The sequence below is a fragment of the Parabacteroides sp. FAFU027 genome (assembly GCF_022808675.1).
GTDB lineage: Bacteria > Bacteroidota > Bacteroidia > Bacteroidales > UBA7332 > CAXXIC01.
Genome location: NZ_JAKZKV010000002.1, coordinates 164,735 through 189,657 on the forward strand (window position 1 = coordinate 164,735; position 24,923 = coordinate 189,657).

Here is a 24,923-nt window from a genome sequence, read left to right on the forward strand (position 1 = left end):
TACTTATTATGCTATTTAGGCATATAATGCCAATAAAAGCGGCTGAGTAGTTACGTTTATTCTTTATTGCACTCATGTTCTAAGTTTCAATTTCAGAGTAGATTGCAAAGACTTCGAATGTGAGAAAATGAGAGAGGGTATCTTTTGGGGACACCCTCTCTCATTTTCTATAAAGAGCCAGACCAACGTAGGGAATTAAAACTATCGGTCCCCCCCGGAGGGCATATACATTGGCAACAAATAAAAAAAACAGCTAGCATCCAACAACTCTATCCTTTTTTTGTAAATTCGCAACCGCATTTTAAACATTAAAATGCGGTTTATTATCGGCTATTCTTATCAAATTGTGCTCCTCCGAATAAACCATCAAAATCAGTATATAATAGTTAAGCTTTTTATTCAACACATGACTGGCTTATTATTGACTACAATTTCAAATATTAAAGAGATAACAGAAATTGAACAAAGATATTTTTAAGGCCTCTATACTTCGTATGGAAGAAGTTGGTGTATTACACCCCAATATTTGAGATAAATAATTTTATGTGATATAAAAACAATCCTTTTAGTTTTATGCGCAACTTGAAGTATTTAACCTTTTTAGTACCATTTCTATTAATACCCATTTCATCGATAACAGGTCAAACAACAATATTCTCTGAAGATTTTGGCCAACATACGACCAGGGTTACTTGTCCATATACACCAACAGGAAACAACTGCTATGTTTTTGCCGATCCCAATACTCCGGATAACCCGGCAACAACCACACCTTCTAATTACAATGGGAATGAACATATTTATGCCAATGAGATTGAAAACAGCTATTATGCCGTTATCGCTCCGGCAAATATTTACACGACATACGCATCAGGATATTCTAAACAGTATCAGTTGTGGAAAACAAATATCGCTGATCATACAGGTAATACCAACGGAGCTGTAATAGCTGTCAATGCGGGAACAACCTATGCTTCGATATACAAGCGTGCGGTACCCCTTTCGGCAGGCAAGACGTATCGGTTTTCTTTTTGGCTTTATGTTGTAAATCCCTCTGCAAACCTGAATGTTAATATTATAAGCCCATCCGGTAATTCAAAAGTTGCATCCAAATCTGCCACAGGTACTCTATCGTCAGCAAGTAGTGCATGGGTGCAATACTCTGTTGATTTCAACCTTCCGACAGGTTACACAAATGGCACCTATTACCTGGACGTGTCAAACAATCTTATATCTGACGCAGGCAACGACTTTTACATTGACGACCTGCTTTTTCAGGAAGTCACCAACGGCAACTCGCCTGTGACAATTGCCAACCCTGCCCCTGAGCCTATAGCCGGAGCAGACGTAAGCTCCAGTAATACTATCTCTATTTTGACGAATGACAAGTTGTCAAACGGAACAACCACCGCAACAAAATCTAATTCGACTGTAAAATTATTAGTCCCATTAAGAGCAAATGTCTCGACTGATGGGAATACGGTCTATGTACACACTGAAGGAAATTGGGTATATAATAATAACAATGGGACACTAACTTTCACTCCAAACAGCGGATTTACAGGAGATCCTACTCCGATTGAATATACAATCACGGAAAATAGCACATCTTTCACATCTGCCCCGGCAACAGTAACTGTTACTTATACCACACACCCGACCGCCGTGGCTGATACAATCCCTGTCGTTTCCGGGTCAGCAACAACTCTGAATATTCTGGCAAACGATAAAAAATCGAACGGTAATACCCCATCTGCGAGTGAGGTTACAGTCCCTTTAATTGATAAATATGGAATTATTCAAACCGGGTCTTCTATCACCGTAATCGGGGAAGGTACATGGGCTTATGATTCCAATACCGGCACATTAACATTTTCACCAGAATCTGGATTCACCGGCTGTCCAACTCCGATTTCTTATAAAATTACTCAAAGTGGGTATTCATCAGCACCGGTTGTAGTGACGCCATTTGTCTTCTCCGTCGCGGCACAGAGCACCGACAAATCAACTCCGACTATTACCGGATCGGTAACTAAAGCTACTACAGATCAATACTCTGTTGTTGTCAATGGCATCACCTACACATACGGCGATGGCAATCTTACTTACAATAGACCCAACAATACCTGGGCCTTAACGATTCCTTCTGCCAGGGCACTGGATCCAGGCTGCTATACAGTGACGGCAATCTTAGGGAACAATCAGACCACAGGAACCCTGACAATTGTTCCCAACTCGTGGACAGGAACAGGCACCTGGGGTACTTCGGCATACTGGTCAACGCACTCTGCCCCGTCAACAAATTCGACGGTAGTAGTCACTAGCGGTACCCTGACCATTGATCAGGATGTTACGATCAAGGAGCTTACCCTGAACTCCATAGCAAATCTTACGCTTGCAGCAGGGAAAACATTGACCATTAATGGCGATTTCATCGTGAAAGGTGATGGATCTTTCGTGGATCAAGGGGGAACTCTGACTGTAAACGGCACATCAAAAGTGATAAAAGGTATGGTACACGGGAAAAACTGGTATATCTCCAGCCCGCTTTCTGCTGCACAAAGCGGTGTGATAACCTCTCTGTCAGGGACTAATCACCTGTGGAAATATAATGAACCGAATGTAGCCTGGGATGAAATTACAAACGCCACGACTCCTTTTGGAATTATGACTGGCTACATTATAAATACAAGTGCAATTGACACCGTCGTATTTACAGGTGGCACATTTAATACCGGAGCTTATACAATGAACATCTACCGTACGGAGAACGGAAAAGCTAAACGGGGCTTTAACCTGGTCGGTAATCCATACATCTCCAGTATTGACTGGAATAAGGCAACAACGACCAACCTGAACCTGATTCCTACCATCTGGTATCGCGCCAAAAACACGAGCAACAAATATGTATTCGACACTTACAATTCCGGTGTGGGAACGAATAACAACGGTTACGCAGCTGTAACGAATTATATCCCGCCTATGCAGGCTTTCTGGGTTAGAGTACAGGATGGAGCTTCAACTGGTAGTCTTAGCTTCGACAACTCTATGCGTACACATATTACTAACAATTTCTTACGTAGAGCGCAAGAAACAGACAACCAGATACTCCGCTTACAGGTTTCAAACGGTTCGAGCATTGACCAATCCATCCTGGTCTTCAATCCGGAGTATTCCGACAGCTTCGATAGTTCGGACTCGCCTAAAATAACGAACGACAATGCTGCTATTCCGGAAATATACACTGTGGCAGGAAGCGAGCAATTGGTTATTAATTGCATGAACAGCTCTTTCTCCAGCAAGGAAACACCACTGGGATTCAAAACAGGGAAAGCTGGATCATTTACAATCAATGCTCCTGAGATTTCCAACATCGACCCCAACACCTCGATTTTCCTGTATGACAAACAGCTAAATACAACACAGGACTTGTCTAACGGTGAATCTTATACGTTCACATCTGCCATCGCAAATACGACCTCACGCTTCTCTATTTTAATGAGTAAGGTAACGACAGGTCTCTCCCTGGTTCGCAATGACCTGGCTGCATCAATTTCGGAGGAGAACGGCAAGATAAAAGTAACCATCAAAGATCCGTCTGTTCATAAAGGCGATATATCTATTTCCAACATTTTAGGGCAACAGCTGACCTCTGTTGCAACTACCGGAGAAACAACGATAGTTGACGCCGCACTTTCACCCGGTATCTATCTGATAACCGTTAAAGCAGATGGAAAAACCACAACAAAAAAATTGTCATTTAAATAACAAACCAACAAACGAGATTTTATGTTATTTTTGTAAGCAATACCGATCACTATCGGCGAGATGTTTGACCAACGCAAAAAATATTATTGAGAAATGAAAATCATAGATTCAGAAAAGTCAAAAGCGCCAAAAAGGCCTTATTCTCCACCATTGATTGGAGAAGTAAAAATAGATAATGAAATCTCGGTGATTATGGTATCCAATCCGGTAATCGGGCCTGGGGAGGGAAAAGTAATGAACACCCCGGATTTCTTCAACAACGACCCATACAAATCCAACCTCGGATAATTCAGAGCGATAGTACCAAACCGGCATTCTCGCTTTTTTTGTACTGAACATAAAACAGCATACCAAAAAGACGCCTAACGCTTAAGGATTTATAATCAAAATCCCCTGCATTACGGCGTCTTTGCGCTGATACCATTTACTTAAATCTCCACATGAATGCGGAACGAGAAGATATTTACAGGCCCCTGGCGGTCTTTATTATAACCCGGATTCAGTAATAACTGGTAGGTTCCGGTCAGGAAGATATTCTTGCTCAATGCCGCCGAATAGTACAGCTCGGTCAGTTGCTCCCGGCCATAATTCAAATAGCCGTCACCCAGCATGAATCCTTTACCACCTGCTTTCAGATAATCCTGGTGCGGCTTTGATAAGCCGGAATTGACATACGCGATACCGAAGTTATCATCCGGACGGCTCCATTTAATCCCATCAAAAGAAAAACCTGCACTCAGGGTATTATCAATCTCTGTAAATGCCCAGGTCTCAGTCTTGCCGTCATTCCATCCCGCGCGGGCAAAACAGCCGATAAAGTCAGTCAGTTCCTGTTCAGCATTCAGGGTAAAACCGTATTTAATACGTCCATCCTTGTGAGTCTGATCTATATCCGGATTCGTCGGATTTTGCACAAGACTTTCGCGGTAGCTTCCTGCGTGGGTTTTGCTGACAAAGCCCAACACTCTTACAGCTCCGGGACGGTTTATCAGGTTGTATCGGTGTGTGTACTCGATGGACTGGGAGATGGATTTGGCAATATTCCAGTTCATATCCGAACCGTTAGGATCCTTGGGAAGCAAAGATGCTGCATAACGCAACTCATTCGTTGGCGTTACATATTCCAGCACCATACTCGGAGTATAACCGCGTGTATTCGCCGGATAGTCCCATGCGCCATTATCCATCAGAGACCAGGCCATAAACTGAGTACGAGGATCATGGCTGTATTTGTTATCGTCAAAATAATCCGCGATACCAATTTTACCCAACGTCATGGACAAATACTTTTCCGGGGCTTTACCGCCCAGTTGGTTTTGATCGCTCTGCTGATATACCATTTTATCGCTGAGCGCAAATAGCTGACGGTAGAAGAAACGTGCCACATAAAGCTTCGGTGCAGGATCTCCTACCCGGAAAGTCTCGCCATTGGTCGCATCTCCAACACCCAACGCTCCGGTTAACCCGGAACCACCGGCAATCTCGGGATTAAAGAACAATGAAGCGCCTTTCCACAATTTTGCTCCTAAGAAAAAGGTAGATGTCAGGGATGTCTGTGACTCTTTTGTAGGTAAAAGGCTGTTATCACCACTATATTTCACGGAGAACTTCGGCTTGTTTTGACTAATCACCGTCGTTTGCGCATGGAAAGAAAAGAGCTCTTCCTTAAGCGTATCTGCCTGTTGTGCGATCGCAGTTGTAGCACTTAACAACAATGGAAGAATAAAGAGTTTGGGTTGTTTCATATACAAATCGTTTTAGATGAATTACAGGGTTAATTTACCAGTGCAAAATAAGCCTGATTATAAAAAAGCCACAATCCCCAAAAGTAGGGAAATATCATCAAATCCTTCCCTAATTTTGATTACATCTATATAACACAAAAAAGCCCCCGGAAAACTCCGGAGGCTTCTCATTATATTGAAAAAAGAGATTACACTCTGTCAGCGCTACCCAATACGTTTTGGATTTTCGCTTTGTAAAGGTTTTTGAGGTTGTCACGAGCAACACCTAAGTATTTACGTGGGTCAAACTCTTCTGGTTTAGTAGCCAATACTTCGCGTACAGCTGCAGTCATCGCGATACGACCGTCAGAGTCGATGTTGATTTTGCAAACTGCAGAAGAAGCTGCTTTACGCAATTGCTCTTCAGGAATACCTACTGCATCTTTCATTGCACCACCGTATTTGTTGATGATAGCAACCTGATCTTGCGGTACTGAAGAAGCACCGTGAAGTACGATAGGGAATCCAGGAATACGTTTTTCGATTTCTTCAAGGATATCGAAACGCAATGGAGGTGGGATCAGGATACCATCTTCGTTACGGGTACATTGTGCAGGAGTAAATTTGTTAGCTCCGTGAGAAGTACCGATAGAGATAGCCAATGAGTCAACACCGGTTCTTTTTACGAACTCTTCTACCTCTTCAGGTTGAGTATATGTGTGGTGTTCAGCTACTACGTCATCTTCAACACCTGCCAATACACCAAGTTCGCCTTCTACAGTCACACCGTGAGCGTGAGCGTATTCAACTACTTTTTTAGTCAATTCGATGTTTTCTTCGAATGAGTAGTGTGAACCGTCGATCATTACTGAAGAGAAACCTGAATCGATACAGCTTTTGCAAAGCTCGAAGCTGTCACCGTGGTCAAGGTGAAGAGCGATAGGCACTTCGCAACCCAATTCTTTTGCATACTCAACAGCTCCTTGCGCCATGAAACGAAGCAAAGTTGAGTTAGCATATTTACGTGCACCGCTTGAAACCTGAAGGATAACCGGTGATTTAGTTTCTACTGCTGCACTTACAATTGCCTGCAATTGCTCAAGGTTATTGAAGTTGAAAGCAGGAATAGCATATTTGCCTTCAATTGCTTTAGCGAACATTTCTTTAGTGTTCGACAAGCCTAAGTCTTTGTAGCTTACCATTAAATTGAGTTTTTAGAGTTAGAAATAATGTGCCGCAAAGGTAGTCATTTTCATTCTAATAATAAACCTCTTTTATCTTGTAAAATGATAGTTAAGCCGACAACCTGACACTTATTTTTGTGCAAATTGTGATTTTTTCAATCGCAAGGGGGCAAACAATTTCATTTTAAAGCTTGTTTTTTAGCATGCACACTTTATCTCTATTACAGGTAAATGCCCGCAATGGACATCTATGTCTGAGATAATCAAGAATTAAAACAATCGTCCGAGCAGAGGGACGAACCTATTCCTAAACTTTAATAAAAACGATTATGGGTAAAATTTCAGAGGTAGTAAAACCCGGTGTAGTTACCGGTCAGGACCTGCAATTTATTTTCAAAGTAGCTAAAAAACAAGGCTTCGCCATTCCCGCAGTGAATGTAGTTGGTTCATCTACTGTTAATGCGATCATGGAATCAGCGAAACTGGTCAATGCTCCGGTGATGATACAATTCTCAAACGGCGGCGCGGCATACAATGCCGGCAAAGGTCTGAAACTTGAAGGCCAGCAGGCAGCGATACTCGGCGCTATTGCCGGAGCTAAACATATCCACACGCTGGCAGAGGCTTACGGAGTACACGTCATCCTCCACACCGACCATGCAGCAAAGAAACTACTTCCCTGGATTGACGGACTGCTGAATGCCAGCGAAAAGCATTTTGCCGAAACAGGGAAACCATTGTTCAGTTCTCATATGCTGGACCTTTCGGAAGAGCCGATCGAAGAGAACATCGAAATCAGCAAACGTTATCTGGAGCGCATGAGCAAGATGGGCATGACCCTCGAAATCGAGCTGGGCATTACCGGCGGTGAGGAGGATGGTGTGGACAACAGCGGTGTGGATAACAGCCTGCTCTACACCCAGCCGGAAGATGTCTATTACGCATACAAAGAGTTGAGCAAAGTCTCTCCAAACTTTACCATCGCGGCATCATTTGGCAATGTGCATGGAGTGTACAAACCGGGTAACGTGAAACTGTCTCCGATTATCCTGAAAAACTCACAGGATTACATCCGGGAGAAAGAGGGCATTGCAGATGCTCATCCGGTAAGCTTTGTCTTCCACGGTGGTTCGGGTTCGACCCACGAAGAAATCCGTGAGGCCATCAGCTACGGTGTGGTAAAAATGAACATCGACACCGATACCCAATGGGCATACTGGGATGGTGTTCGTGCGTTTGAAGCGGCTAACCGTGGTTACCTGCAAGGCCAGATCGGTAATCCGGAAGGTGACGAGAAACCAAACAAGAAATACTACGACCCTCGCGTCTGGTTACGCAAAGGTGAAGAGTCATTGATTGCCCGACTTAAAGTGGCTTTTGAAGATCTCAATGCTGTAAATAGCATCTGATTTTAGGGAAATAAAAGCGAAGCCGTTTCGGGAAGCTCCGGAGCGGCTTTGTGATAAGTTTAAACAAAAGATCTCCTTATTGAGTTGTCTCTTTTCTGTCCGAAAGCTGTTTTACCAAAAACAACATCCACAATGCAGCTGCCAGACTAACCACCCCATAAACCGGATCAATATGTTCCATCGACTTCTCAATATCTGGGGAAATAACTTTATTGTACGCACTAAAAGTCATCAACACCACCATCGCATTATTAACAACATGGACAATGATGGATGGCCAAAGCGAACGGCTCCACACAGCCAGATAGCCAAGCAAAAGGCCTAACGCCAATCGAGGCAGAAAGGAGTAAAACTCCATGTGGATAAAAGCAAAGACAAATGCCGTAATCCAGACCGCAATATGAACCCGTCTCAGCGAATCAATCATCAGATTCTGAATCACCCCGCGAAAAAGAAGTTCTTCAAAAATACCCGGCAGGAAAGCCATCAACAGGATATTCAGCAATAACACTCCGTATGAATGAGTCTGCATGACCAGATTCATCGTATCGGAGGCTTGTTTTTCACTGCTCTTCATCCATTGCTCCAGTCCGGCCAAAGATTGAGGTAGTACCAGATGACTGTTCCATTCACCCAACAAGGAGATAAATCCCTGACCAAGCACCATTGCCAACAAGGCAAACAAAACAATCCCTCCGGTAGTCGGTTTATTGATTTGCAGAAATGACAATCCCTGACCTGGTTTGTATGTCCGCGCTACCCATAACACCGGAAATCCGAACGTTAGCGGAGTGGAAAGAACAAACATCCATCGTACGTATTCAGCCGTAACTGGCGCCTGATGAAAAAGGATTTCACCAAACGGTGCATTCAGCTTTGCGGCAAAAAAGATGAGCGCAAAAGCAATCAGATATCCGGTAAAAAGGCCGCCCAACATCAGTAAAAACGCCTTCATCGGATTGCCGTTAATGGGTATATATAATTTCATTCGTATGTGAATTATCTAACTTCAATGATATAAGATGCCGTCTGGCATGGCTCTGCTCCTATCTCCCACGGACGCACATATTCAAATTTCAGGGTGTCGATGCCTTTATCTGTCCCTTTAAACTTAAAGGTTTGTGTACCACCGCCACCAACGAAACCATTTTTTGGTTTTCTATCCGGTGTGAAAATATCAGCAACGCTATCAGCCAGCTCCCGTTCGTCACGATGAACTATCACCCAGTGGTAACCCGTGGTAGGATTGGATTTTAAATCAATTTTAAACACTTCGCCCTTGCGGACTATGTAATCGGATGGTGTAGCCTCATGCTTCACCGTTGCCTGACAAGCAGTAAGCAGAGCAACAGCCAATCCGGCAAAAATCAAACTCTTCATTTCAACGTTTTATTCAGGAAAGGAACAATATAGGTCATCGCCGTATCCAGCCAGGGATGGAATAACCAGAAAGTATGCGGGGTATCAGGAATCTGATGCACCTCGTTATAAATTCTCAGTTGGTTCAGTTTATTCACCATGTCATTTTGCCCGGCGTGGAAACGGGCCTGGGCGCTATTGACAAACAGGAACGGAGCGGTGTGCTTATTCACCCGGTGCAAGGCTGATGCCTCATTCCAAAGCGCAGAGTTTTCTTTTGCAGAAACTCCAAACCAGAGCGTTGCAGCAGAGGTTTTACCCGGCTGGTCCTGTCCTTCGCTCGATTCGGGATGCAGGAATGCCAGCACACCGTCCACATCCACGACCGCCTGTACCCGGTCAGAATATTTCTTGTAAAGCTCATTCTGATATTTGGCAAAAGGCTCATTTACACTTCCGATTAATGACGCCAATTGGCCACCGGCAGAAGTACCCATAATTGCCACTTTGTCAGGATTGAGCCCGTATGTTTTCGCATTTGCCCTGACCCATCGTATGGCAGCCTTTACATCCTGAATAGCAGCCGGATATCTGGCCTCCATCGAAAGACGGTATTCCACACAGACTGTAGCAAAACCATTGCGGGAAAGTTCGTATGCCATCGGACGGTCCATATTCTTCTCCCCCGAACGCCAGCCTCCTGCATGGACAATCACCACCACGGGAACCTTTTTACTCACACCTTTAGGCCTGACAAGGTCAAGATGCATCTCCCTTTTTCCATATTTTGCATAGACGACGTCGTTATTTATCTGAAGTTTTTCAGTGTTGCCTACATCTGCCAACGTAATTGCCTGATATTTTTTGCTGTGTTTTTTCCACTCGTTTTGGGCTGAATAGGAACTATCGACGGGAATATCGGGATGCAGGCGATAATGTTGGGCTAAAGCCGGAAAGATCAGTGAAAGCCCGCTAAAAAAAGCCAGGAGAAATCGTTTCATTCGGTACTCAAATTTGAGAACAAAAGTACACAATTTGATTTTTAATGAAAGAGAAATCAGGACAAGAAAAGCTGAGAATAACCACATTCCCGAAAAACGCTCTAATTTTGCAACAAATTCTCACCTGATGCAACCAACAACTAAACAAGTCTGGATAGACAATCTCCGGGCACTGGCTACTATCGGTGTCGTACTCCTTCATTCCTCAGGCGACACGGTGCTTTTATTCGGAAAAATCCCTGCCGGAGACTGGTGGATAGGTGACATCTACAGCGGTGCGGTGCGATACAGCGTGCCCATTTTCATTATGCTTACCGGAGTTTTATTGCTGGGCAAAGAGTATAGCCTCGGGGTCTTTTTCAGAAAAAGATTTACCCGTGTGCTCACGCCATTTCTCTTCTGGAGCCTGATTTACATTGCTTTTGACTTTTGGGATAAGGCAAAAAACGGCGAAAATATCCTGAGCTTCGACAGCCTTGACTACATTCTGGAAAAACTGCAATATGGAGCTTCGTTTCATTTCTGGTACATCTACATGCTTATAGGGCTTTATCTTTTCATCCCTATTCTGGGGAAATGGGCCCGGAATTGCACTGAAAAAGAGATGCTTTATTTCCTTGGCATCTGGCTGTGTGCCGTTGTATTGGAACAACCCTACTTTTCAGATTTCCATATGGAAATCGACATCGCCAACTTCTCGGGACGCATGGGATATCTGGTATTGGGGTATTACCTGGCCAACAAAAGCATTAAACCGAAAACCAATAATATCGTTGCCGCAACCTGCATCATCATTGGTATAGTTATCACGATTATCGGCACAGGTATGATTTCATTTGGAGAAAAGTCATTTAATGAAATGCTGTATGAAAATCTTTCTCCTAATGTGATACTTTTCACCATAGGAGTATTCCTCTTTTTCCGCAAACTGGAAATTACAAATCCTCTTGTCATTAAACTCCGCAATGTTATCAGCAAATACAGCTTCGGAATCTATCTGGTACACATGCTTGTCCTGAGATATCTGGTCGAAATAAATATCCATTGGAATACTGTTCACCCGGGACTGTTAATCCCCGTACTGGCACTGCTTTGCTTAACCATTTCGACTGCAATTATTTATGGTCTGAATAAACTGCCATACGGAAAATATTTTGCGGGATAAAAGCAAAATTCTCACTATCAGCAAAAAAAAGGACAAAACGTTTGCATTTTTAATTCAGACCCTTTACATTTGCAACAAATTCAATCACAAAACGAATATGAATCTTACAGTAGTAAACAAATTTTGGTGGTGGCGCTTACAACTTCAACGGTCGTGAGTCGCTATTTCTTTGTCCAAATTTGCCAACTACTATAAAGCAAAATATAAACAAAAGCCTGTCGCACTCACGACAGGCTTTTTTTATTCCCATTTCTCAAAAAAGAATGATTATCAAAATATACAACATATGAGCTACAACGTAAACGAAGAAGGTTATTATGGCGAATTCGGAGGAGCCTATATCCCCGAAATCCTTTATCAAAATGTAGAGAAATTGCGCAAGTCGTATCTGGAAGTGATGAGCGACCCGACGTTTCAGGAAGAATTCCAGCAACTGTTGCGCGACTATGTAGGCCGCCCTACTCCTCTCTACCTTACCCGCCGTCTTTCAGAAAAATACGGAGCAAAAATCTACCTCAAGCGCGAAGACCTCAACCACACCGGCGCTCACAAAATCAACAACACCATCGGACAAATCCTATTAGCCCGCAGAATGGGTAAAACCCGTATCATTGCTGAGACCGGAGCCGGTCAGCACGGTGTGGCAACAGCTACTGTTTGTGCGTTGATGAACATGGAGTGCGTGGTCTATATGGGAGCGACCGACGTAGCACGCCAGAAACTGAACGTACAAAAGATGGAGATGCTCGGCGCTAAGGTATTCCCGGTACAAAGCGGTAATAAAACGCTGAAAGATGCAACCAACGAAGCGATTCGTGACTGGTGCAGCAACCCTTCGAATACACATTATATTATCGGTTCAACCGTAGGACCACACCCTTACCCTGATATGGTGGCACGTTTCCAATCCATCATCAGCGAGGAAATCAAAAAACAGTTGCTTGAAAAAGAGGGCCGTGATTACCCTGACTACCTCATAGCATGTGTGGGCGGAGGTAGTAACGCTGCCGGAACATATTTCCACTACCTGAGCGATGACCGTGTGAAAATCATCTCGGCAGAAGCTGCTGGTTTGGGTATTGAAACCGGCGAAACTGCTGCCACCATTCACCTCGGTCGTAAAGGGATTATCCACGGTAGCCAAACGTTACTGATGCAAACCGAAGATGGTCAGATTATTGAGCCATATTCGATTTCTGCCGGACTCGACTATCCGGGTATCGGACCCATGCACGCTCACCTTGCTCAAAGCGGTCGCGCCGAAGTTTTGGCCATTACCGACGACGAGGCTATTGACGCAGCATTCGAACTGACAGCTCTGGAAGGTATCATTCCGGCCATCGAATCGTCACACGCACTGGCTGTTTTGGGTAAAAAGAAATTCAAAGTGGATGATGTGGTAGTGATTACACTATCCGGCCGTGGCGACAAGGATATGGAAACATACGTTTCCTTGTTCGAAAGCCGCCAGGGAAAATAAGCAAATTTGAAGATTTGAGAATTTGAAAATGATGCGCCGCATCGCAATCAAAAACTGCTAAAGACAAAAACAATGCAATACAAAATAAACACCCGCTGCCAAACGCTTTTGGCTGACCTTCAGACTCCGGTGAGCCTGTACCTGAAGGTGCGAGACATTTTCCCCGAGTCGGCATTGCTCGAAAGTACTGACTTTCACGTGGTGGACAACCGGTACTCGTTTATCGGCATCAAGCCGCTGGCGAAATTTACCGCTGAAAAGGGAACGGTTTACCAACAATATCCGGATGGAACAATCCAGACTATTTCCTTGTCAGAAGATAATTCACTGCCTGTTTTACTGGAAAATTTCGTACATCAGTTTGACGTAAACTACGAAAATAACCCGACCGGTATTAACGGATTCTTCGGATATACCGGATATGATTCCGTTCAACATTTTGAAAATGTATCGATTAACAAACCGGGCGTAACTCAAAGCGATGCACCGGAGATGGTTTACATTTTCTACAAATACATCATCGTGGTCAACCACTTCAAAAACGAAATGGTGATTGTCGAAAATATTCCTGCCGGTGGCGAAAGCGAAATGGAGGAGCTGGTTTCGATGATTGACAGCCGTAATTTCCCAGTTTATTCGTTTGAAGCGGAAGGTGACATCACCTCTCCTATCACGGATGACGAATATATGGAAATGGTGGACAAAGGCGTGAAACACTGCAAACGCGGCGATGTGTTCCAGATTGTTCTTTCACGCCGTTTTGAGCAAAAATTCAAAGGCGACGATTTCACCGTTTACCGCGCTTTACGTTCGGTAAATCCATCTCCTTACCTCTTCTATTTTGATTTCGGTTCGTTCCGTATCTTCGGTTCTTCTCCTGAAACCCACCTCAAGATGGAAGGCGACAAAGCGACTATCGACCCGATTGCGGGAACATTCCGTCGCACCGGCGACGACCAGAAAGACCAGGAGCTGGCTGAACAATTGCTGAAAGACCCGAAAGAAAACGCCGAGCACGTAATGCTCGTTGACCTGGCCCGTAACGACCTGAGCCGCAACTGTTCGAAGGTTCATGTAGAGTCATACAAAGAAATCCAGTTCTACTCACACGTGATCCACATGGTATCACGCGTATCTGGAACCATTGACGAAGGCGCTAACCGCATCAAGCTTTTTGCCGACACTTTCCCGGCAGGTACTCTTTCAGGAGCGCCGAAAGTTCGTGCGATGCAGCTCATCGACGACATCGAGAAGCATGCGCGTGGTTTCTACGGAGGTTGCATCGGTTACATAGGATTCAACGGTGACTTCAACCAGGCCATTACCATCCGTTCCTTCCTGAGCAAAAACAATACGCTGCACTTCCAGGCTGGAGCGGGTATTGTATCCAAATCAGTTCGTGAAAATGAATTGCAGGAGGTGAATAACAAACTGGGAGCGCTGAATAAGGCGGTGCTGCTGGCTTCAACCATCAAATAAGTAAAAATATATTTGAGTCATGGCTTTTGTATTGGAACAAGTAGTCCCATGGGGTAGAAATCTGGAAGAATACCGGTCGATGTTCTCTCTTTCTAAAGCTGATTTGGATAAAAAGATAATTAGCTTCGGTGACGGTCCGGCGAGCTTCAATGCTGAAATGCACTCCTTAGGCAATCGAATCGTCTCTATTGACCCGATTTATCAGTTTTCTGAAATTCAGCTTAAAACGCAGTTTGTAAAATCCAGGGAAATTGTACTGGAACAGACACGTAATAATACGGAGAACTTTATCTGGAAAAACATCAGAAGCATAGAAGAACTTGAGCACATCCGAAGCGGGGCAATGGACAGATTTCTTGAAGATTATCCATTGGGTAAACAACAAGGTCGATACATTCATCACGAATTGCCGGAGCAATTAAATATTCAGGATTCAACATTCGATATAGGGCTGAGTTCGCATTTTCTGGTCCTTTACGACCAGTTAGGATTAGACTTTCACATCAAATCGATTCAGGAAATGCTCAGGATTTGTAAAGAAATCCGGATATTTCCGTTACTCAATCTGGATGCTAAAAAGTCAACCGTTCTGGATGCTATTCTCGATTTCTTTTCAGAAGAATACGACACACGGATACAACCGGTGGATTACGAGTTCCAGAAAGGTGGAAACGAAATGTTGACTATCAGGAGAAAACAACAGCAATAACTCAAAAGGAAACAGAATTTGTTCGTAAAAATAAAAACATAACAACATGAAGATATTAGTTTTTGATAATTACGATTCATTTACCTACAATCTGGTACATGCGTTGAAGAGCTTCAACATCGCCGAGATTGAGGTATACAGAAATGATAAGATCGCACTCGAAGATGTCGCGAAATACGATAAGATCGTGCTCTCTCCCGGTCCGGGAATACCATCAGAAGCGGGTTTGCTGCTACCATTAATCAAGCAATATGCTCCGACCAAATGCATCCTGGGTATTTGCCTGGGACATCAGGCAATCGGTGAAGCGTTTGGTGGCGAACTGATAAACCTGGAAGATGTTTACCACGGTGTGGCTACAAATGTTGACATTGTCGCGGAAGATATCCTATTCGCAGGTATGTCGAAACAGATTGAGGTAGGTCGTTACCACTCCTGGATTGTGAGCAACAATAATCTGCCGGACTGCTTCGAGGTAACAGCCGTAGATGCAAATGGACAAATCATGGCCATGCACCATAAAGAGTATGACGTGCGCGGGGTACAATTCCATCCGGAATCGGTACTGACTCCGGAAGGATTAAAGATGCTGAAAAACTGGATTGAGGCGTAGGACAACCCCACCCCATCCCTCCCCGAAGGGAAGGGAGTCGAACTCTGCAAATTATTGATTTGCAACAACAATAAATAAACCCATTAACTAAAAGCCCCTCCTTCGGAGGGTCCCGATAACTATCGGGAGGGGAGGTCTCTTTATGAAACAACTACTATACCATCTTTTCGACCATAACACCCTTGACCGCGAACAGGCGCGTCAGGTACTGCTCCGCATGGCGAAAGGGGAATACAATGAAAGTCAGATTGCGGCGTTTATCACCGTCTTTCTGATGCGGAGTATCAGCATCGAAGAGCTTTCGGGCTTCCGCGATGCATTGCTGGAAATGCGTGTGCCGGTTGACCTGGCGGAATACAATGCCGTGGACATCGTCGGCACCGGCGGTGACAACAAAAACACCTTCAACATCTCTACTGCTGCTTGTTTTACAGTTGCAGGAGCCGGTTACAACGTGGTGAAACACGGTAACTACGGTGCAACCTCGGTAAGTGGCGCGTCAAACGTGATTGAACACCACGGTGTGAAATTCACCCAGGATATCGATGTGATGCGCCGTTCGCTGGATGAGTGTCACATGGCTTATCTGCACGCTCCGTTTTTTAACCCGGCAATGAAAACCGTTGCTCCGGTGCGTAAGGCATTGGGGGTACGTACCTTCTTCAATATGCTGGGTCCGTTGGTCAATCCGTCTATGCCTAAACGTCAGGTATTGGGCGTATTCAACCTGAAACTGGCGCGTCTTTACCACTACCTGTACCAACAAACCGATACACAGTTTACCATTGTGAACAGTCTGGACGGTTACGATGAAATCTCGTTGACTGACAATTTCAAAGTAATCAACCGTTCGGGTGAATGTGTCCTTACTCCGGAAGAGCTGGGCTTTACCCGTTGCTCCGAGCCGGATTTATTCGGGGGCGATACAGTGGAAGCTGCAGCTAAAATATTCGACAACGTTCTGGAAAACAAAGCTACCGAAGCACAAATCAATGCGGTGGTCATCAATGCTGCATATTCCATCCAGACCTGTGCGCCTGAAAAGAGCATCGAGGCCTGCATCGCCGAAGCGCGAGAATCGATTGAAAGTGGCAAAGCAAAAGCTGCCTTTAAAAAGTTTGTTGAGATTAATAGTTAAATGAATGCATAGTCGCTGAGTCTCCAGGTATTCCTTTGCATCTTCGCGACTTCGCGTTTAAAACAAAAGAGAATGAACATCTTAGAAAAAATCATAGCCAATAAGCGCATCGAGATTGCGGCACACAAAGAGGTGCAATCTCCTGCCGAATTAGCCAAATTGTGCGAAACGGCCCGCACCTGCTATTCGTTCAAACAAGCACTGACCAGCTCAGAAGTCAGTATCATTGCCGAGTTTAAGCGTAAATCCCCTTCCAAAGGCTTTATCAAGGAAGGTGCGAAAATAGAAGACATCGTGCCCGGATACGCTCAAAACGGAGCGGCAACCATCTCGGTACTGACCGACATGAACTTCTTCGGCGGTGAGTTGAAGGATTTGCAGGAAGCCCGTAGATTGGTAGATTTACTTGGACTGAAAACTCCTCTTCTACGGAAAGATTTTATTGTGGACGAATACCAGATTATGCAAGCCAAAGTGATGGGAGCCGATGTTATCTTGTTGATTGCAGCAGCACTTTCGGTTTTCGAAACCAAGACTCTTGCTAAAGCGGCTCACGCCCTTGGGTTGGAAGTATTGCTTGAAATTCACAATGATGCGGAACTTGGACACATCAACGAATTCGTTGACGTGGTGGGTGTAAACAACCGTAACCTTAGCACTTTCGTCACCGATATCCAGACTTCATTTGACCTGAGTGAAAAGATTCCTCACGGCATCGTGAGAATCTCAGAAAGTGGCATATCAGAGCCTGCAACTGTACGTGAGTTGCGTAATGCTGGTTTTGAAGGCTTCCTGATGGGAGAAAACTTTATGAAACAGGCTGACCCGGCTCAGGCATTGGCTGACTTTATTGCTCAGGTAAAAGTAAAAAGATGAAAATCAAAGTATGCGGGATGAAATATCCCGAAAACATATCGGAAGTCATTGCCCTGAAACCTGATATGATGGGATTTATCTTCTACCCCAAATCACCTCGTTATGCGGAGCCGTTGGATAAGGAGTTTATGCTTTCATTTCCCCGAAACGTGTTGAAAATCGGCGTATTTGTCAATGAAGAACTGGATGATATGCTGGAGGTGGTAAAGAAATACAACCTCAACGGTGTACAACTTCACGGGGCGGAATCGGAAGATATGTGCTACACCTTCAGACAAGCCGGCCTTTTGACTCTGAAAGCCTTTTCCATAGCTGAACCGGCTGATTTTGACAAAACGGAGGATTACGAAGGCACTTGCGACCTTTACGTTTTCGACACTAAAACACCCCAACACGGCGGGTCGGGCAAGAAATTCGACTGGAGTATTCTTTCAGCTTATCAGGGCAATACCCCTTTTCTGCTGAGTGGCGGTATCGGTCCGGATGACGCAGAAGCCATCAAGGCGGTGAATCACCCGATGTTGCGCGGTGTGGACCTCAACAGCCGTTTCGAAACCGAACCGGGGCGCAAGGATGCCTCTCGCTTAGAATCGTTTTTTCAGGAAATCGTAAATTGTAAATGATTAAATAGTAAATCAAAGATATGAATCGCATTGAATCATTATTCCAACAAAAACCGAAAGGAATCTTCTCGGTTTATTTCACTGCCGGATATCCGACATTTGACAGCACACGCGAAGTAATCCGCGAACTAGTAGCTCAGGGTACTGACCTGATTGAAGTGGGAATCCCCTTCTCTGACCCTATGGCAGACGGTCCGGTTATTCAAAAAAGCAGTACTGTTGCTCTTGAAAACGGCATGACGTTGCGCAAACTTTTCGACCAACTGAGAGGCATCCGTGCCGAAATCCACATCCCGCTGGTGATGATGGGTTACCTCAACCCGGTTATGCAGATGGGTATCGAAGAATTCTGCAAAAACTGCCACGAAGTGGGAATCGATGGTGTCATTATCCCAGACCTTCCCTTCAACGACTATATGGCTAATTATAAACCGATTGCCGACAAATACGGCGTGAAGTTTATCATGCTGATTACGCCTGAAACTTCGGAGGAGCGCATCCGCCTGATTGATAAAAACACATCAGGATTCATCTACATGGTTTCATCGGCTTCAACCACCGGAGCTCAAAGCTCATTCGGTGATGAGAAACAAGATTACTTCCGCCGCATTGATGCTATGGGACTGAAGAATCCTCGTCTGATTGGCTTCGGCATTTCCAACAAAGCAACACTGGAGGCCGCTCAATCAAATGCCAGCGGCGCTATCATCGGTAGCGCATTCATCAACTGTATTGCCCAGACCAACAGCGTCAAAGAGGCTGTTTCATTGTTAATGGAGAAGATGAAAAGCTGATTTTGTATTCTCACAAAACATCTATAAAGCAAGAAGAGGATTTCGTTGAAAAACGGGATCCTTTTCTTGCTTTATGACAATAGTTTAATCTGGATTTCGTTAAACATATAATAACAACATAGGCTGCAAAAACTATTTGTAAAACATAAAATAAAGCCCTTACAAAAGTCTTGTTTATTAAATCACACGACTTATATTTGCATTCGCTAAAGCGTTGAAAAAACATACTCTTCTAAATAAGAAAGAGAGTTTTTGCGTTTCAATGCTCTGACAACTGATGATGATGAACCTTTCAATATTTACCTAAACGTAAAATCTTTTAGTACGATGATGACACGCAGAGAATTGAACCAGTACAACATGCAGCAGAAGCTTGCAGCATTCCTAAATCGCAATCTGGATAAGATTAAGGATAATCCGTCTATTATTGCCGGTTTGCACAAATTATCCGTGTATAACTTTGATATTTATGCATTGGAGAACACGCATGCAGGAAATGAAAGTGCCTGGGAAAAAGCGCTTAAGATTAAAAGAATGATTAAAGACTGCCGCATACTGCTGAGTGAATGCATGGATATGCTGATGTTGCCATTCCAGATTACACACCCCGATTTCTACAAAGAATATGTAAACAACCGGGTGGTTGCACACCAAACGCATCATATTCATTCGATGCAGACAGTTGCCGTTTAAGCATATAATATTTTCAGGAGATGCACAAGGCGTCTCCTGGAAACTCTACTGAGTATTTTTTGAATATCTTTCCGGAATTATTGACATGATGAACCTTGCTCTTTGTGTCTCTTTCAGGGCTATACCTACGCTTTTCAATACCTTTTTTCTTCCTCTTCGAATATTCCTAACAACAGAATATAATCCAACGTTTTTTGCGAAAGTATTTTTCCGCTTGTAACGTATTCATTAGTTACAATTATAAAGCAATAAACCGTTTCTATAGTGGCTCTCAGAGGTACTCAACAATGAAAGGGATATCTACGATCATCTGCTCGTAATATCCCTTTCATTATTCTATGTATATTCCGATTATAATTCCCTGATAAAAGCCCAACGGCGTTTATGAACTTTACTCTCAAAGTATTCCCATTGAGCCAGCGCCTTATCGTTGTCAGCCAACATGGGGTTACTTTCGGCATATTTAACACCATGCTTCCGGCAATTCACATGGATATCATTCATGATTATGGAATTGACCCCCTTATTCTGGTAATCGGGCCGGACCCCAATCAGTAGCAGGTCAATTACCGGATTCTTCATTTTTAAGTCCTTCAGCAGGTAAATGAATCCGAACGGAAAGAGTTTTCCCTGCATTTTCTGAAGCGCTTTGGATAAGGAGGGCATTACCACCCCCAATCCGATGAGCTCATCGCTTTCATCTACGACCAGGGTCAGGAAGTCCAGATTCAGCATCGAGATATACATCTTGATGTAATAGTCGATCTGTTTCTCGCTAAGGGGAGTGGAACCGTACAGCGGGCTGTAACACACGTTGATCAGTTCAAAAAACTTCTTGCCATATCCTTCTTTGATCAGTTGTCTGGTACTTGAAAACTTCAGGACGCGCAGGTTGAATTTTTTCGTAACAATGTCAGCTATCCTGTTGAGTTTCTCGTGAAGAGTTTCGGGGATGGTGATTAAATGTTCCAGCCATTCCGCATCTTTGCGGTAGCCGCGCTTTTCCAAATGCACCGGGTAATAAGGATAATTGTAGATGGTGGCCATTGTGCCAAGTTGATCGTAACCCTCTACCAACATGCCTTCCTGATCGAGATCGGTAAAGCCGAGCGGACCATGGATATGAGTCATTCCTTTGGCTTTTACCCACTCTTCGGCGGTTTTGAGCAGCGCGGATGAAACCTCTTCGTCATCAATGAAATCTATAAAGCCGAAGCGGCCGTTCTTTTCATTCCACTTTTCATTCGCCCGATGGTTAATCATCGCCGCAATACGACCGACGATTTTCTCTTCCTTATAGGCCATAAAGCATTGGGCTTCACAAAATTCAAAGGCGGGATTCTTCTTTGGGTCGAGAGTTCCCATTTCGTCCATATAAAGCGGAGGAATGGCGTAAGGGTTATTTTTATAGAGATCAATTCTGAATTTGACAAATTGCTTCAGCTCTTTTTTGCTGTTTACCGGACGTATTTCTAAGGCCATGAATGATTGTTTAAGGTGTAAAAGTAGCCTTTTTGTTCTAATCAAAAAGCATTTTTCTCCTTTTACCGGAAAACAAAAAGCTCCGAAAGCTGGACGAATCCTGACTTAACGGAGCTTTTTACTCTCAAAACAATAAAACTATGTGGTTACATGTCATTGCCGTTCATGATATCGGTATCACCGTTCTCACGCTGTTTGGTTGGTTTCTTCTTCTGTAAGCTCTGGCTTCCGAAGTTGTAGGTCAGGTTGATACCAAACATGCGTCCACCAAACTGGCTGACAGTGTAGTCATTGTAGTTGCTACCCCAGGTACGAACACGGTTTTTGCGAGAGTTGAGCAGGTCACGTACCATCACATTGACGATAAACTTGCGATTGAAGAAGGTCTTGCGCAATCCGGCATCCATATCCCAGCTTGGCAGGCTTTCTCCCTGCACAATGTTACGTTTTGACTGGTATCCGCCGGTCAACTGCCCCATTAATCCCCCCGGCAGTCCCATATTAACCATCATGCGGGCGTTCCAGGCAAAGCTTTCGGTGCCTTTGTAGTAGGTGTCGGCGTAGGTAAATCCGTCCAGCTGATTGTAGAACATATTCAACGTAGAGGTTACGTCAATGAACTTCATGAATCGGTCTTTCAGGATAAACTCGCAACCCGCTGCCTGTGAGTTGGTGATATTCTGCGAGGTGCTGAATTTTACCGACTTATTGTTGATATACTCCACGTAACTCACCGACTGGATTACATCGGAAGTATTGCGGTAGTAGATGGATGATGAAAGCGAATGGTTTTCCCAGGTCTTGATATGGTTCAGTTCCAACGAATTGGAATATTCCGGAGTCAGGTTAGGATTACCGTAACTGATATTTAACGAGTCGGAAACGTTGCGGTACGGATTCATAATGCGACCGTTGGGACGGTTGATACGACGGGTGTAGTTCAACTGCAGCTCGTTGCCATTGCCAAGTGTGTAATTCACAAAAAGACTCGGGTAAATGCCCGGATAAGTCTTGTTGAATGTAGTGGTTGAATCATTATTGTACTTGTCGTAATTCACCGCCGTATTTTTCATCACGTTGTACTCCCCACGCAAGCCGGCCTGATAGCTGAGTTTGCTGATTTTACCCGCATAGGTAATGTAGAGGGAGTTTCTGTTGTCACGTCCTGAATATTCATTGTTTAGCTCATACTGAGGTTTGCGGGTTACGAGTAAGGTTTGCAGCTCCGCGCTGGTCGGGCTGCTTCGTTTGTTGAATTCCCCTTTATAGCCCGCTTCCAGTTTGCTGTTTTCGTTGATCGGGTAGGTATAGTCCATCTGCACTTCCACTTCGCGGCGTTTGTTATCGCTGTTGATCCATTGGGTCAAAACCGGATTTGTAATAGTGTTATGAACGGCATCCATTTGATACATGGTCGAGTTGTTGCCAAAATTCATGCCGTTATACTCTACTGTTGATCGGATTTCGTGTCCCTTCTGGTTGAATTTGTGGGTATAATCAAGCATCGCGTTAAACATGCCGTGGTTACCGTCGCCATCCGAATATCGGCTATATTGATTGTTTAAAACCTCATTCAGATGTGATTCATAAGCGACATTCGAACGGTTATAACGGTCAGAAGTCATAAACATGCCACTTACTCCGATATCATTCTTATCATCCGCATGGTAAGTCACGCCGGCTCGGGAAAACACACCGTAGCCACCCATTTTTGAGTTGTTGTCCGTCACCAGATTGGTGGTGTCACCGTTAGGCTTCCAGGTATTCCGGTTGCCATCCGACCACATTTTAAATTCGTTTTTGCGGAAACCGACATTGGCATAAGCATCCCATTTAGGGCTTGTGTAGTTGATGTTGAATGCGGAGTTGATCCCTTTAAAGGTATCACCACCCACGGAAACACTTCCGTAATATCCGGCTTTGCGGTCTTTTTTCAACACTATGTTGATAATACCGGCAGAGCCATCCGGGCTGAATTTGGAAGAGGGGTTGGTGATCACTTCGATGCGCTCGATGCTTTCTGCCGGCATCTGTTGTAGTATTTGCGCCTGGTTGTCAGCACTCAATCCGGAAGGACGCCCATTGATCCAGATGGTTACGTTTTGATCATTGCGCAGCGATACATTTCCTTCCACATCTACCTGCACTGATGGGATGTTTTTCAGGATTTCAGAAGCAGAAGCTCCTGCTGCAGCCAGATTCTGATCCACGTTGAAGACTTTGCGGTCGATTTCAAAACGCATTTGCGATTTCTGCCCTTCAATTTTCACCTCTTTAAGGTTGTGGGAGTTTTCAGTAAGTGCAATTGAGCCCAGTGTCAGTTCCGGCCGTTTAGCGTCGATGATTATCGGAAGTTCCAGTTGAGAATATCCCACAAACGTGGCTTTCAGCAGATATTTACCCATAGGGATATTCAGAAAATTGAAGTTTCCACCGGATGCAGTTGAAGCTCCTTTTACCATTTTGTTTGTGGTTGCGTTGAAAAGCACAACGTTGACATAGTCCAGTCCGGCTTTTGTCTTGCTGTCCACCAGTTTACCGGTGACACTACCGGCTTGCGCTATTATTGCCAACAGTAATACCAGGCTCAATAGCAAAGATCTCTTTGTTTTCATTCAAATGATTATTCTTAAAATGATAGGTTCACACTTAAAAAACTAATTCCCTGCATTTTGATTTGAAAAAAATGCAGGGAATTGTTTGACGTGATACCTCATATATGGTTTAAAGGATGAGGTTATTTTAGCGTTTTTTGGGGAAATAACAGTTCAGACTATTGATTGAGTTTTTTAATCCGGTTCATCCGTTCCTTTTTCAGTTGTGAAATGTTGATTTTTTGTAAGCGGTAATAGGCTTCCACCGGGATATTCACATGAATTTTCCCTTTATTGAACGGAACGACCCCTTTATAGGAAAATATCAGCTTGTTGTATTTAGTCTCAAAATAGGCGTCGCCCTTCGTGCGGGTCGGACGGGTAAAGCGCAATGGTTTTCCCACTACGGATATTTTCTCCTTAGCCTCGGTGAATCGTTGCGGGCGGATGAAGAAGGTAACACTGGTATCGCCCGGCATAATACCTGAAAGCACCAGTACTCCTTCGGCGCATTTCATGTAGGAAATATTCGATTGCTTGTAAACGGCAATCCGGCAATCGCGGGTTTCCTGCTGGTCTTTTAACCGTTTATCCACTTTCGAAAATTGGAACAGATAGGTCACTTTTCCCTGATAGGCACCGTAAAGATTATCGATGGGTTCCTGTTTACGGAAGCGGTTGCAGCCGGCAAGCACAATCAGCATTAAGGCGGGGATGAGCAGTTTTGTTTTCATAATTCTCAGTAGGTATGGAAATATAGGACAGAAAAACGGCTGCGAAGTTAGCAACTGTTTTGAAAATCACAATCATTCCTTTCGCTCTGAATGAAAAA

General features: G+C 44.2%; 21 protein-coding genes. 13 read left to right on the top strand and 8 right to left on the bottom strand.

The window, feature by feature from the left end:
- Positions 1-573 precede the first annotated feature (573 nt).
- Together MLE17_RS03930 and MLE17_RS03935 are read left to right on the top strand one after the other, a co-directional pair.
- A complete protein-coding gene (locus MLE17_RS03930; RefSeq protein WP_243347257.1) occupies positions 574-3,768 on the top strand; it encodes a T9SS type A sorting domain-containing protein in 3,195 nt (1,064 codons plus the stop codon).
- 93 nt (positions 3,769-3,861) lie between these two features.
- Complete coding sequence (locus MLE17_RS03935; protein WP_243347259.1) at positions 3,862-4,056, top strand: hypothetical protein; 195 nt, start codon at positions 3,862-3,864, stop codon at positions 4,054-4,056.
- Positions 4,057-4,196: 140 nt separating this feature from the next.
- Here MLE17_RS03935 and MLE17_RS03940 read toward each other — a convergent pair whose 3' ends face one another.
- A complete protein-coding gene (locus tag MLE17_RS03940; protein ID WP_243347261.1) occupies positions 4,197-5,513 on the bottom strand; it encodes a carbohydrate porin in 1,317 nt (438 codons plus the stop codon).
- Between the two features lie 188 nt (positions 5,514-5,701).
- Positions 5,702-6,694, bottom strand: coding sequence for a class II fructose-bisphosphate aldolase (locus MLE17_RS03945; RefSeq protein ID WP_243347262.1), 993 nt, complete (start codon positions 6,692-6,694; stop codon positions 5,702-5,704).
- Between the two features lie 311 nt (positions 6,695-7,005).
- On the opposite strand from MLE17_RS03945, the gene fbaA reads away from it, so the two are divergent.
- Complete coding sequence (fbaA, locus tag MLE17_RS03950; protein WP_243347265.1) at positions 7,006-8,085, top strand: class II fructose-bisphosphate aldolase; 1,080 nt, start codon at positions 7,006-7,008, stop codon at positions 8,083-8,085.
- Positions 8,086-8,161: 76 nt separating this feature from the next.
- Here the strand turns inward: fbaA and MLE17_RS03955 are convergent, their stop codons facing one another.
- The 3 genes from MLE17_RS03955 to MLE17_RS03965 are packed head-to-tail and all read right to left on the bottom strand — an operon-like array spanning position 8,162 to position 10,445.
- Positions 8,162-9,073 carry a CPBP family intramembrane glutamic endopeptidase gene (locus MLE17_RS03955; protein ID WP_243347267.1) on the bottom strand — a complete coding sequence of 304 codons (912 nt, stop codon included), beginning with the start codon at positions 9,071-9,073 and terminating at the stop codon, positions 8,162-8,164.
- An 11-nt stretch (positions 9,074-9,084) separates the two neighbouring features.
- A complete protein-coding gene (locus tag MLE17_RS03960) occupies positions 9,085-9,465 on the bottom strand; it encodes a protease inhibitor I42 family protein (RefSeq protein ID WP_243347269.1) in 381 nt (126 codons plus the stop codon).
- Positions 9,462-10,445: an alpha/beta hydrolase gene (locus MLE17_RS03965; protein ID WP_243347271.1), complete on the bottom strand. Its 984-nt coding sequence runs from the start codon at positions 10,443-10,445 to the stop codon at positions 9,462-9,464. The genes MLE17_RS03960 and MLE17_RS03965 overlap by 4 nt, the downstream gene beginning before the upstream one ends.
- A 127-nt stretch (positions 10,446-10,572) precedes the next feature.
- Here MLE17_RS03965 and MLE17_RS03970 point away from each other — a divergent pair, with 127 nt between their 5' ends.
- The 10 genes from MLE17_RS03970 to MLE17_RS04015 all read left to right on the top strand — a co-directional run bounded on the left by MLE17_RS03970 (position 10,573) and on the right by MLE17_RS04015 (position 20,015).
- Entirely contained in the window at positions 10,573-11,610 is a 1,038-nt protein-coding gene (locus MLE17_RS03970; RefSeq protein ID WP_243347273.1) for an acyltransferase, read from the top strand.
- A 286-nt stretch (positions 11,611-11,896) separates the two neighbouring features.
- Entirely contained in the window at positions 11,897-13,090 is a 1,194-nt protein-coding gene (gene trpB, locus MLE17_RS03975; protein WP_243347274.1) for a tryptophan synthase subunit beta, read from the top strand.
- A 72-nt stretch (positions 13,091-13,162) separates the two neighbouring features.
- Positions 13,163-14,569, top strand: a complete 1,407-nt coding sequence (locus MLE17_RS03980) for an anthranilate synthase component I family protein (RefSeq protein WP_243347275.1) — start codon at positions 13,163-13,165, stop codon at positions 14,567-14,569.
- Positions 14,570-14,588: 19 nt separating this feature from the next.
- Positions 14,589-15,278 (top strand): hypothetical protein, encoded by a 690-nt coding sequence (locus MLE17_RS03985; RefSeq protein WP_243347278.1) that lies wholly within the window; start codon positions 14,589-14,591, stop codon positions 15,276-15,278.
- A gap of 46 nt (positions 15,279-15,324) precedes the next feature.
- Positions 15,325-15,891, top strand: coding sequence for an anthranilate synthase component II (locus MLE17_RS03990; protein WP_243347280.1), 567 nt, complete (start codon positions 15,325-15,327; stop codon positions 15,889-15,891).
- Positions 15,892-16,033: 142 nt separating this feature from the next.
- Positions 16,034-17,029 carry an anthranilate phosphoribosyltransferase gene (gene trpD / locus MLE17_RS03995; protein ID WP_243347286.1) on the top strand — a complete coding sequence of 332 codons (996 nt, stop codon included), beginning with the start codon at positions 16,034-16,036 and terminating at the stop codon, positions 17,027-17,029.
- A gap of 72 nt (positions 17,030-17,101) precedes the next feature.
- Entirely contained in the window at positions 17,102-17,905 is an 804-nt protein-coding gene (gene trpC, locus MLE17_RS04000; protein ID WP_243347287.1) for an indole-3-glycerol phosphate synthase TrpC, read from the top strand.
- Positions 17,902-18,528, top strand: a complete 627-nt coding sequence (locus tag MLE17_RS04005) for a phosphoribosylanthranilate isomerase (protein WP_243347288.1) — start codon at positions 17,902-17,904, stop codon at positions 18,526-18,528. The genes trpC and MLE17_RS04005 overlap by 4 nt, the downstream gene beginning before the upstream one ends.
- A gap of 20 nt (positions 18,529-18,548) precedes the next feature.
- Complete coding sequence (gene trpA / locus MLE17_RS04010) at positions 18,549-19,322, top strand: tryptophan synthase subunit alpha (RefSeq protein WP_243347290.1); 774 nt, start codon at positions 18,549-18,551, stop codon at positions 19,320-19,322.
- 327 nt (positions 19,323-19,649) lie between these two features.
- On the top strand, positions 19,650-20,015 hold the full coding sequence (locus tag MLE17_RS04015) for a hypothetical protein (RefSeq protein ID WP_243347291.1): 366 nt from the start codon (positions 19,650-19,652) through the stop codon (positions 20,013-20,015).
- A 351-nt stretch (positions 20,016-20,366) separates the two neighbouring features.
- Here the strand turns inward: MLE17_RS04015 and MLE17_RS04020 are convergent, their stop codons facing one another.
- From MLE17_RS04020 to MLE17_RS04030, 3 genes are all read right to left on the bottom strand, one after another.
- Entirely contained in the window at positions 20,367-21,497 is a 1,131-nt protein-coding gene (locus MLE17_RS04020; protein ID WP_243347292.1) for an N-acetyltransferase, read from the bottom strand.
- Positions 21,498-21,643: 146 nt separating this feature from the next.
- Positions 21,644-24,112, bottom strand: coding sequence for an outer membrane beta-barrel family protein (locus MLE17_RS04025; protein ID WP_243347293.1), 2,469 nt, complete (start codon positions 24,110-24,112; stop codon positions 21,644-21,646).
- 158 nt (positions 24,113-24,270) lie between these two features.
- A complete protein-coding gene (locus MLE17_RS04030; protein WP_243347295.1) occupies positions 24,271-24,825 on the bottom strand; it encodes a hypothetical protein in 555 nt (184 codons plus the stop codon).
- Between the last annotated feature and the right edge of the window lie 98 nt (positions 24,826-24,923).

What these genes read in the sequence shown, in the direction of transcription:
- MLE17_RS03930 (WP_243347257.1), top strand. Translation starts at nt 574, where the DNA reads ATGCGCAACTTGAAGTATTTAACCTTTTTAGTACCATTTCTATTAATA.
- MLE17_RS03935 (WP_243347259.1), top strand. Translation starts at nt 3,862, where the DNA reads ATGAAAATCATAGATTCAGAAAAGTCAAAAGCGCCAAAAAGGCCTTAT.
- MLE17_RS03940 (WP_243347261.1), bottom strand. Translation starts at nt 5,513, where the DNA reads ATGAAACAACCCAAACTCTTTATTCTTCCATTGTTGTTAAGTGCTACA.
- MLE17_RS03945 (WP_243347262.1), bottom strand. Translation starts at nt 6,694, where the DNA reads ATGGTAAGCTACAAAGACTTAGGCTTGTCGAACACTAAAGAAATGTTC.
- fbaA (WP_243347265.1), top strand. Translation starts at nt 7,006, where the DNA reads ATGGGTAAAATTTCAGAGGTAGTAAAACCCGGTGTAGTTACCGGTCAG.
- MLE17_RS03955 (WP_243347267.1), bottom strand. Translation starts at nt 9,073, where the DNA reads ATGAAATTATATATACCCATTAACGGCAATCCGATGAAGGCGTTTTTA.
- MLE17_RS03960 (WP_243347269.1), bottom strand. Translation starts at nt 9,465, where the DNA reads ATGAAGAGTTTGATTTTTGCCGGATTGGCTGTTGCTCTGCTTACTGCT.
- MLE17_RS03965 (WP_243347271.1), bottom strand. Translation starts at nt 10,445, where the DNA reads ATGAAACGATTTCTCCTGGCTTTTTTTAGCGGGCTTTCACTGATCTTT.
- MLE17_RS03970 (WP_243347273.1), top strand. Translation starts at nt 10,573, where the DNA reads ATGCAACCAACAACTAAACAAGTCTGGATAGACAATCTCCGGGCACTG.
- trpB (WP_243347274.1), top strand. Translation starts at nt 11,897, where the DNA reads ATGAGCTACAACGTAAACGAAGAAGGTTATTATGGCGAATTCGGAGGA.
- MLE17_RS03980 (WP_243347275.1), top strand. Translation starts at nt 13,163, where the DNA reads ATGCAATACAAAATAAACACCCGCTGCCAAACGCTTTTGGCTGACCTT.
- MLE17_RS03985 (WP_243347278.1), top strand. Translation starts at nt 14,589, where the DNA reads ATGGCTTTTGTATTGGAACAAGTAGTCCCATGGGGTAGAAATCTGGAA.
- MLE17_RS03990 (WP_243347280.1), top strand. Translation starts at nt 15,325, where the DNA reads ATGAAGATATTAGTTTTTGATAATTACGATTCATTTACCTACAATCTG.
- trpD (WP_243347286.1), top strand. Translation starts at nt 16,034, where the DNA reads ATGAAACAACTACTATACCATCTTTTCGACCATAACACCCTTGACCGC.
- trpC (WP_243347287.1), top strand. Translation starts at nt 17,102, where the DNA reads ATGAACATCTTAGAAAAAATCATAGCCAATAAGCGCATCGAGATTGCG.
- MLE17_RS04005 (WP_243347288.1), top strand. Translation starts at nt 17,902, where the DNA reads ATGAAAATCAAAGTATGCGGGATGAAATATCCCGAAAACATATCGGAA.
- trpA (WP_243347290.1), top strand. Translation starts at nt 18,549, where the DNA reads ATGAATCGCATTGAATCATTATTCCAACAAAAACCGAAAGGAATCTTC.
- MLE17_RS04015 (WP_243347291.1), top strand. Translation starts at nt 19,650, where the DNA reads ATGATGACACGCAGAGAATTGAACCAGTACAACATGCAGCAGAAGCTT.
- MLE17_RS04020 (WP_243347292.1), bottom strand. Translation starts at nt 21,497, where the DNA reads ATGGCCTTAGAAATACGTCCGGTAAACAGCAAAAAAGAGCTGAAGCAA.
- MLE17_RS04025 (WP_243347293.1), bottom strand. Translation starts at nt 24,112, where the DNA reads ATGAAAACAAAGAGATCTTTGCTATTGAGCCTGGTATTACTGTTGGCA.
- MLE17_RS04030 (WP_243347295.1), bottom strand. Translation starts at nt 24,825, where the DNA reads ATGAAAACAAAACTGCTCATCCCCGCCTTAATGCTGATTGTGCTTGCC.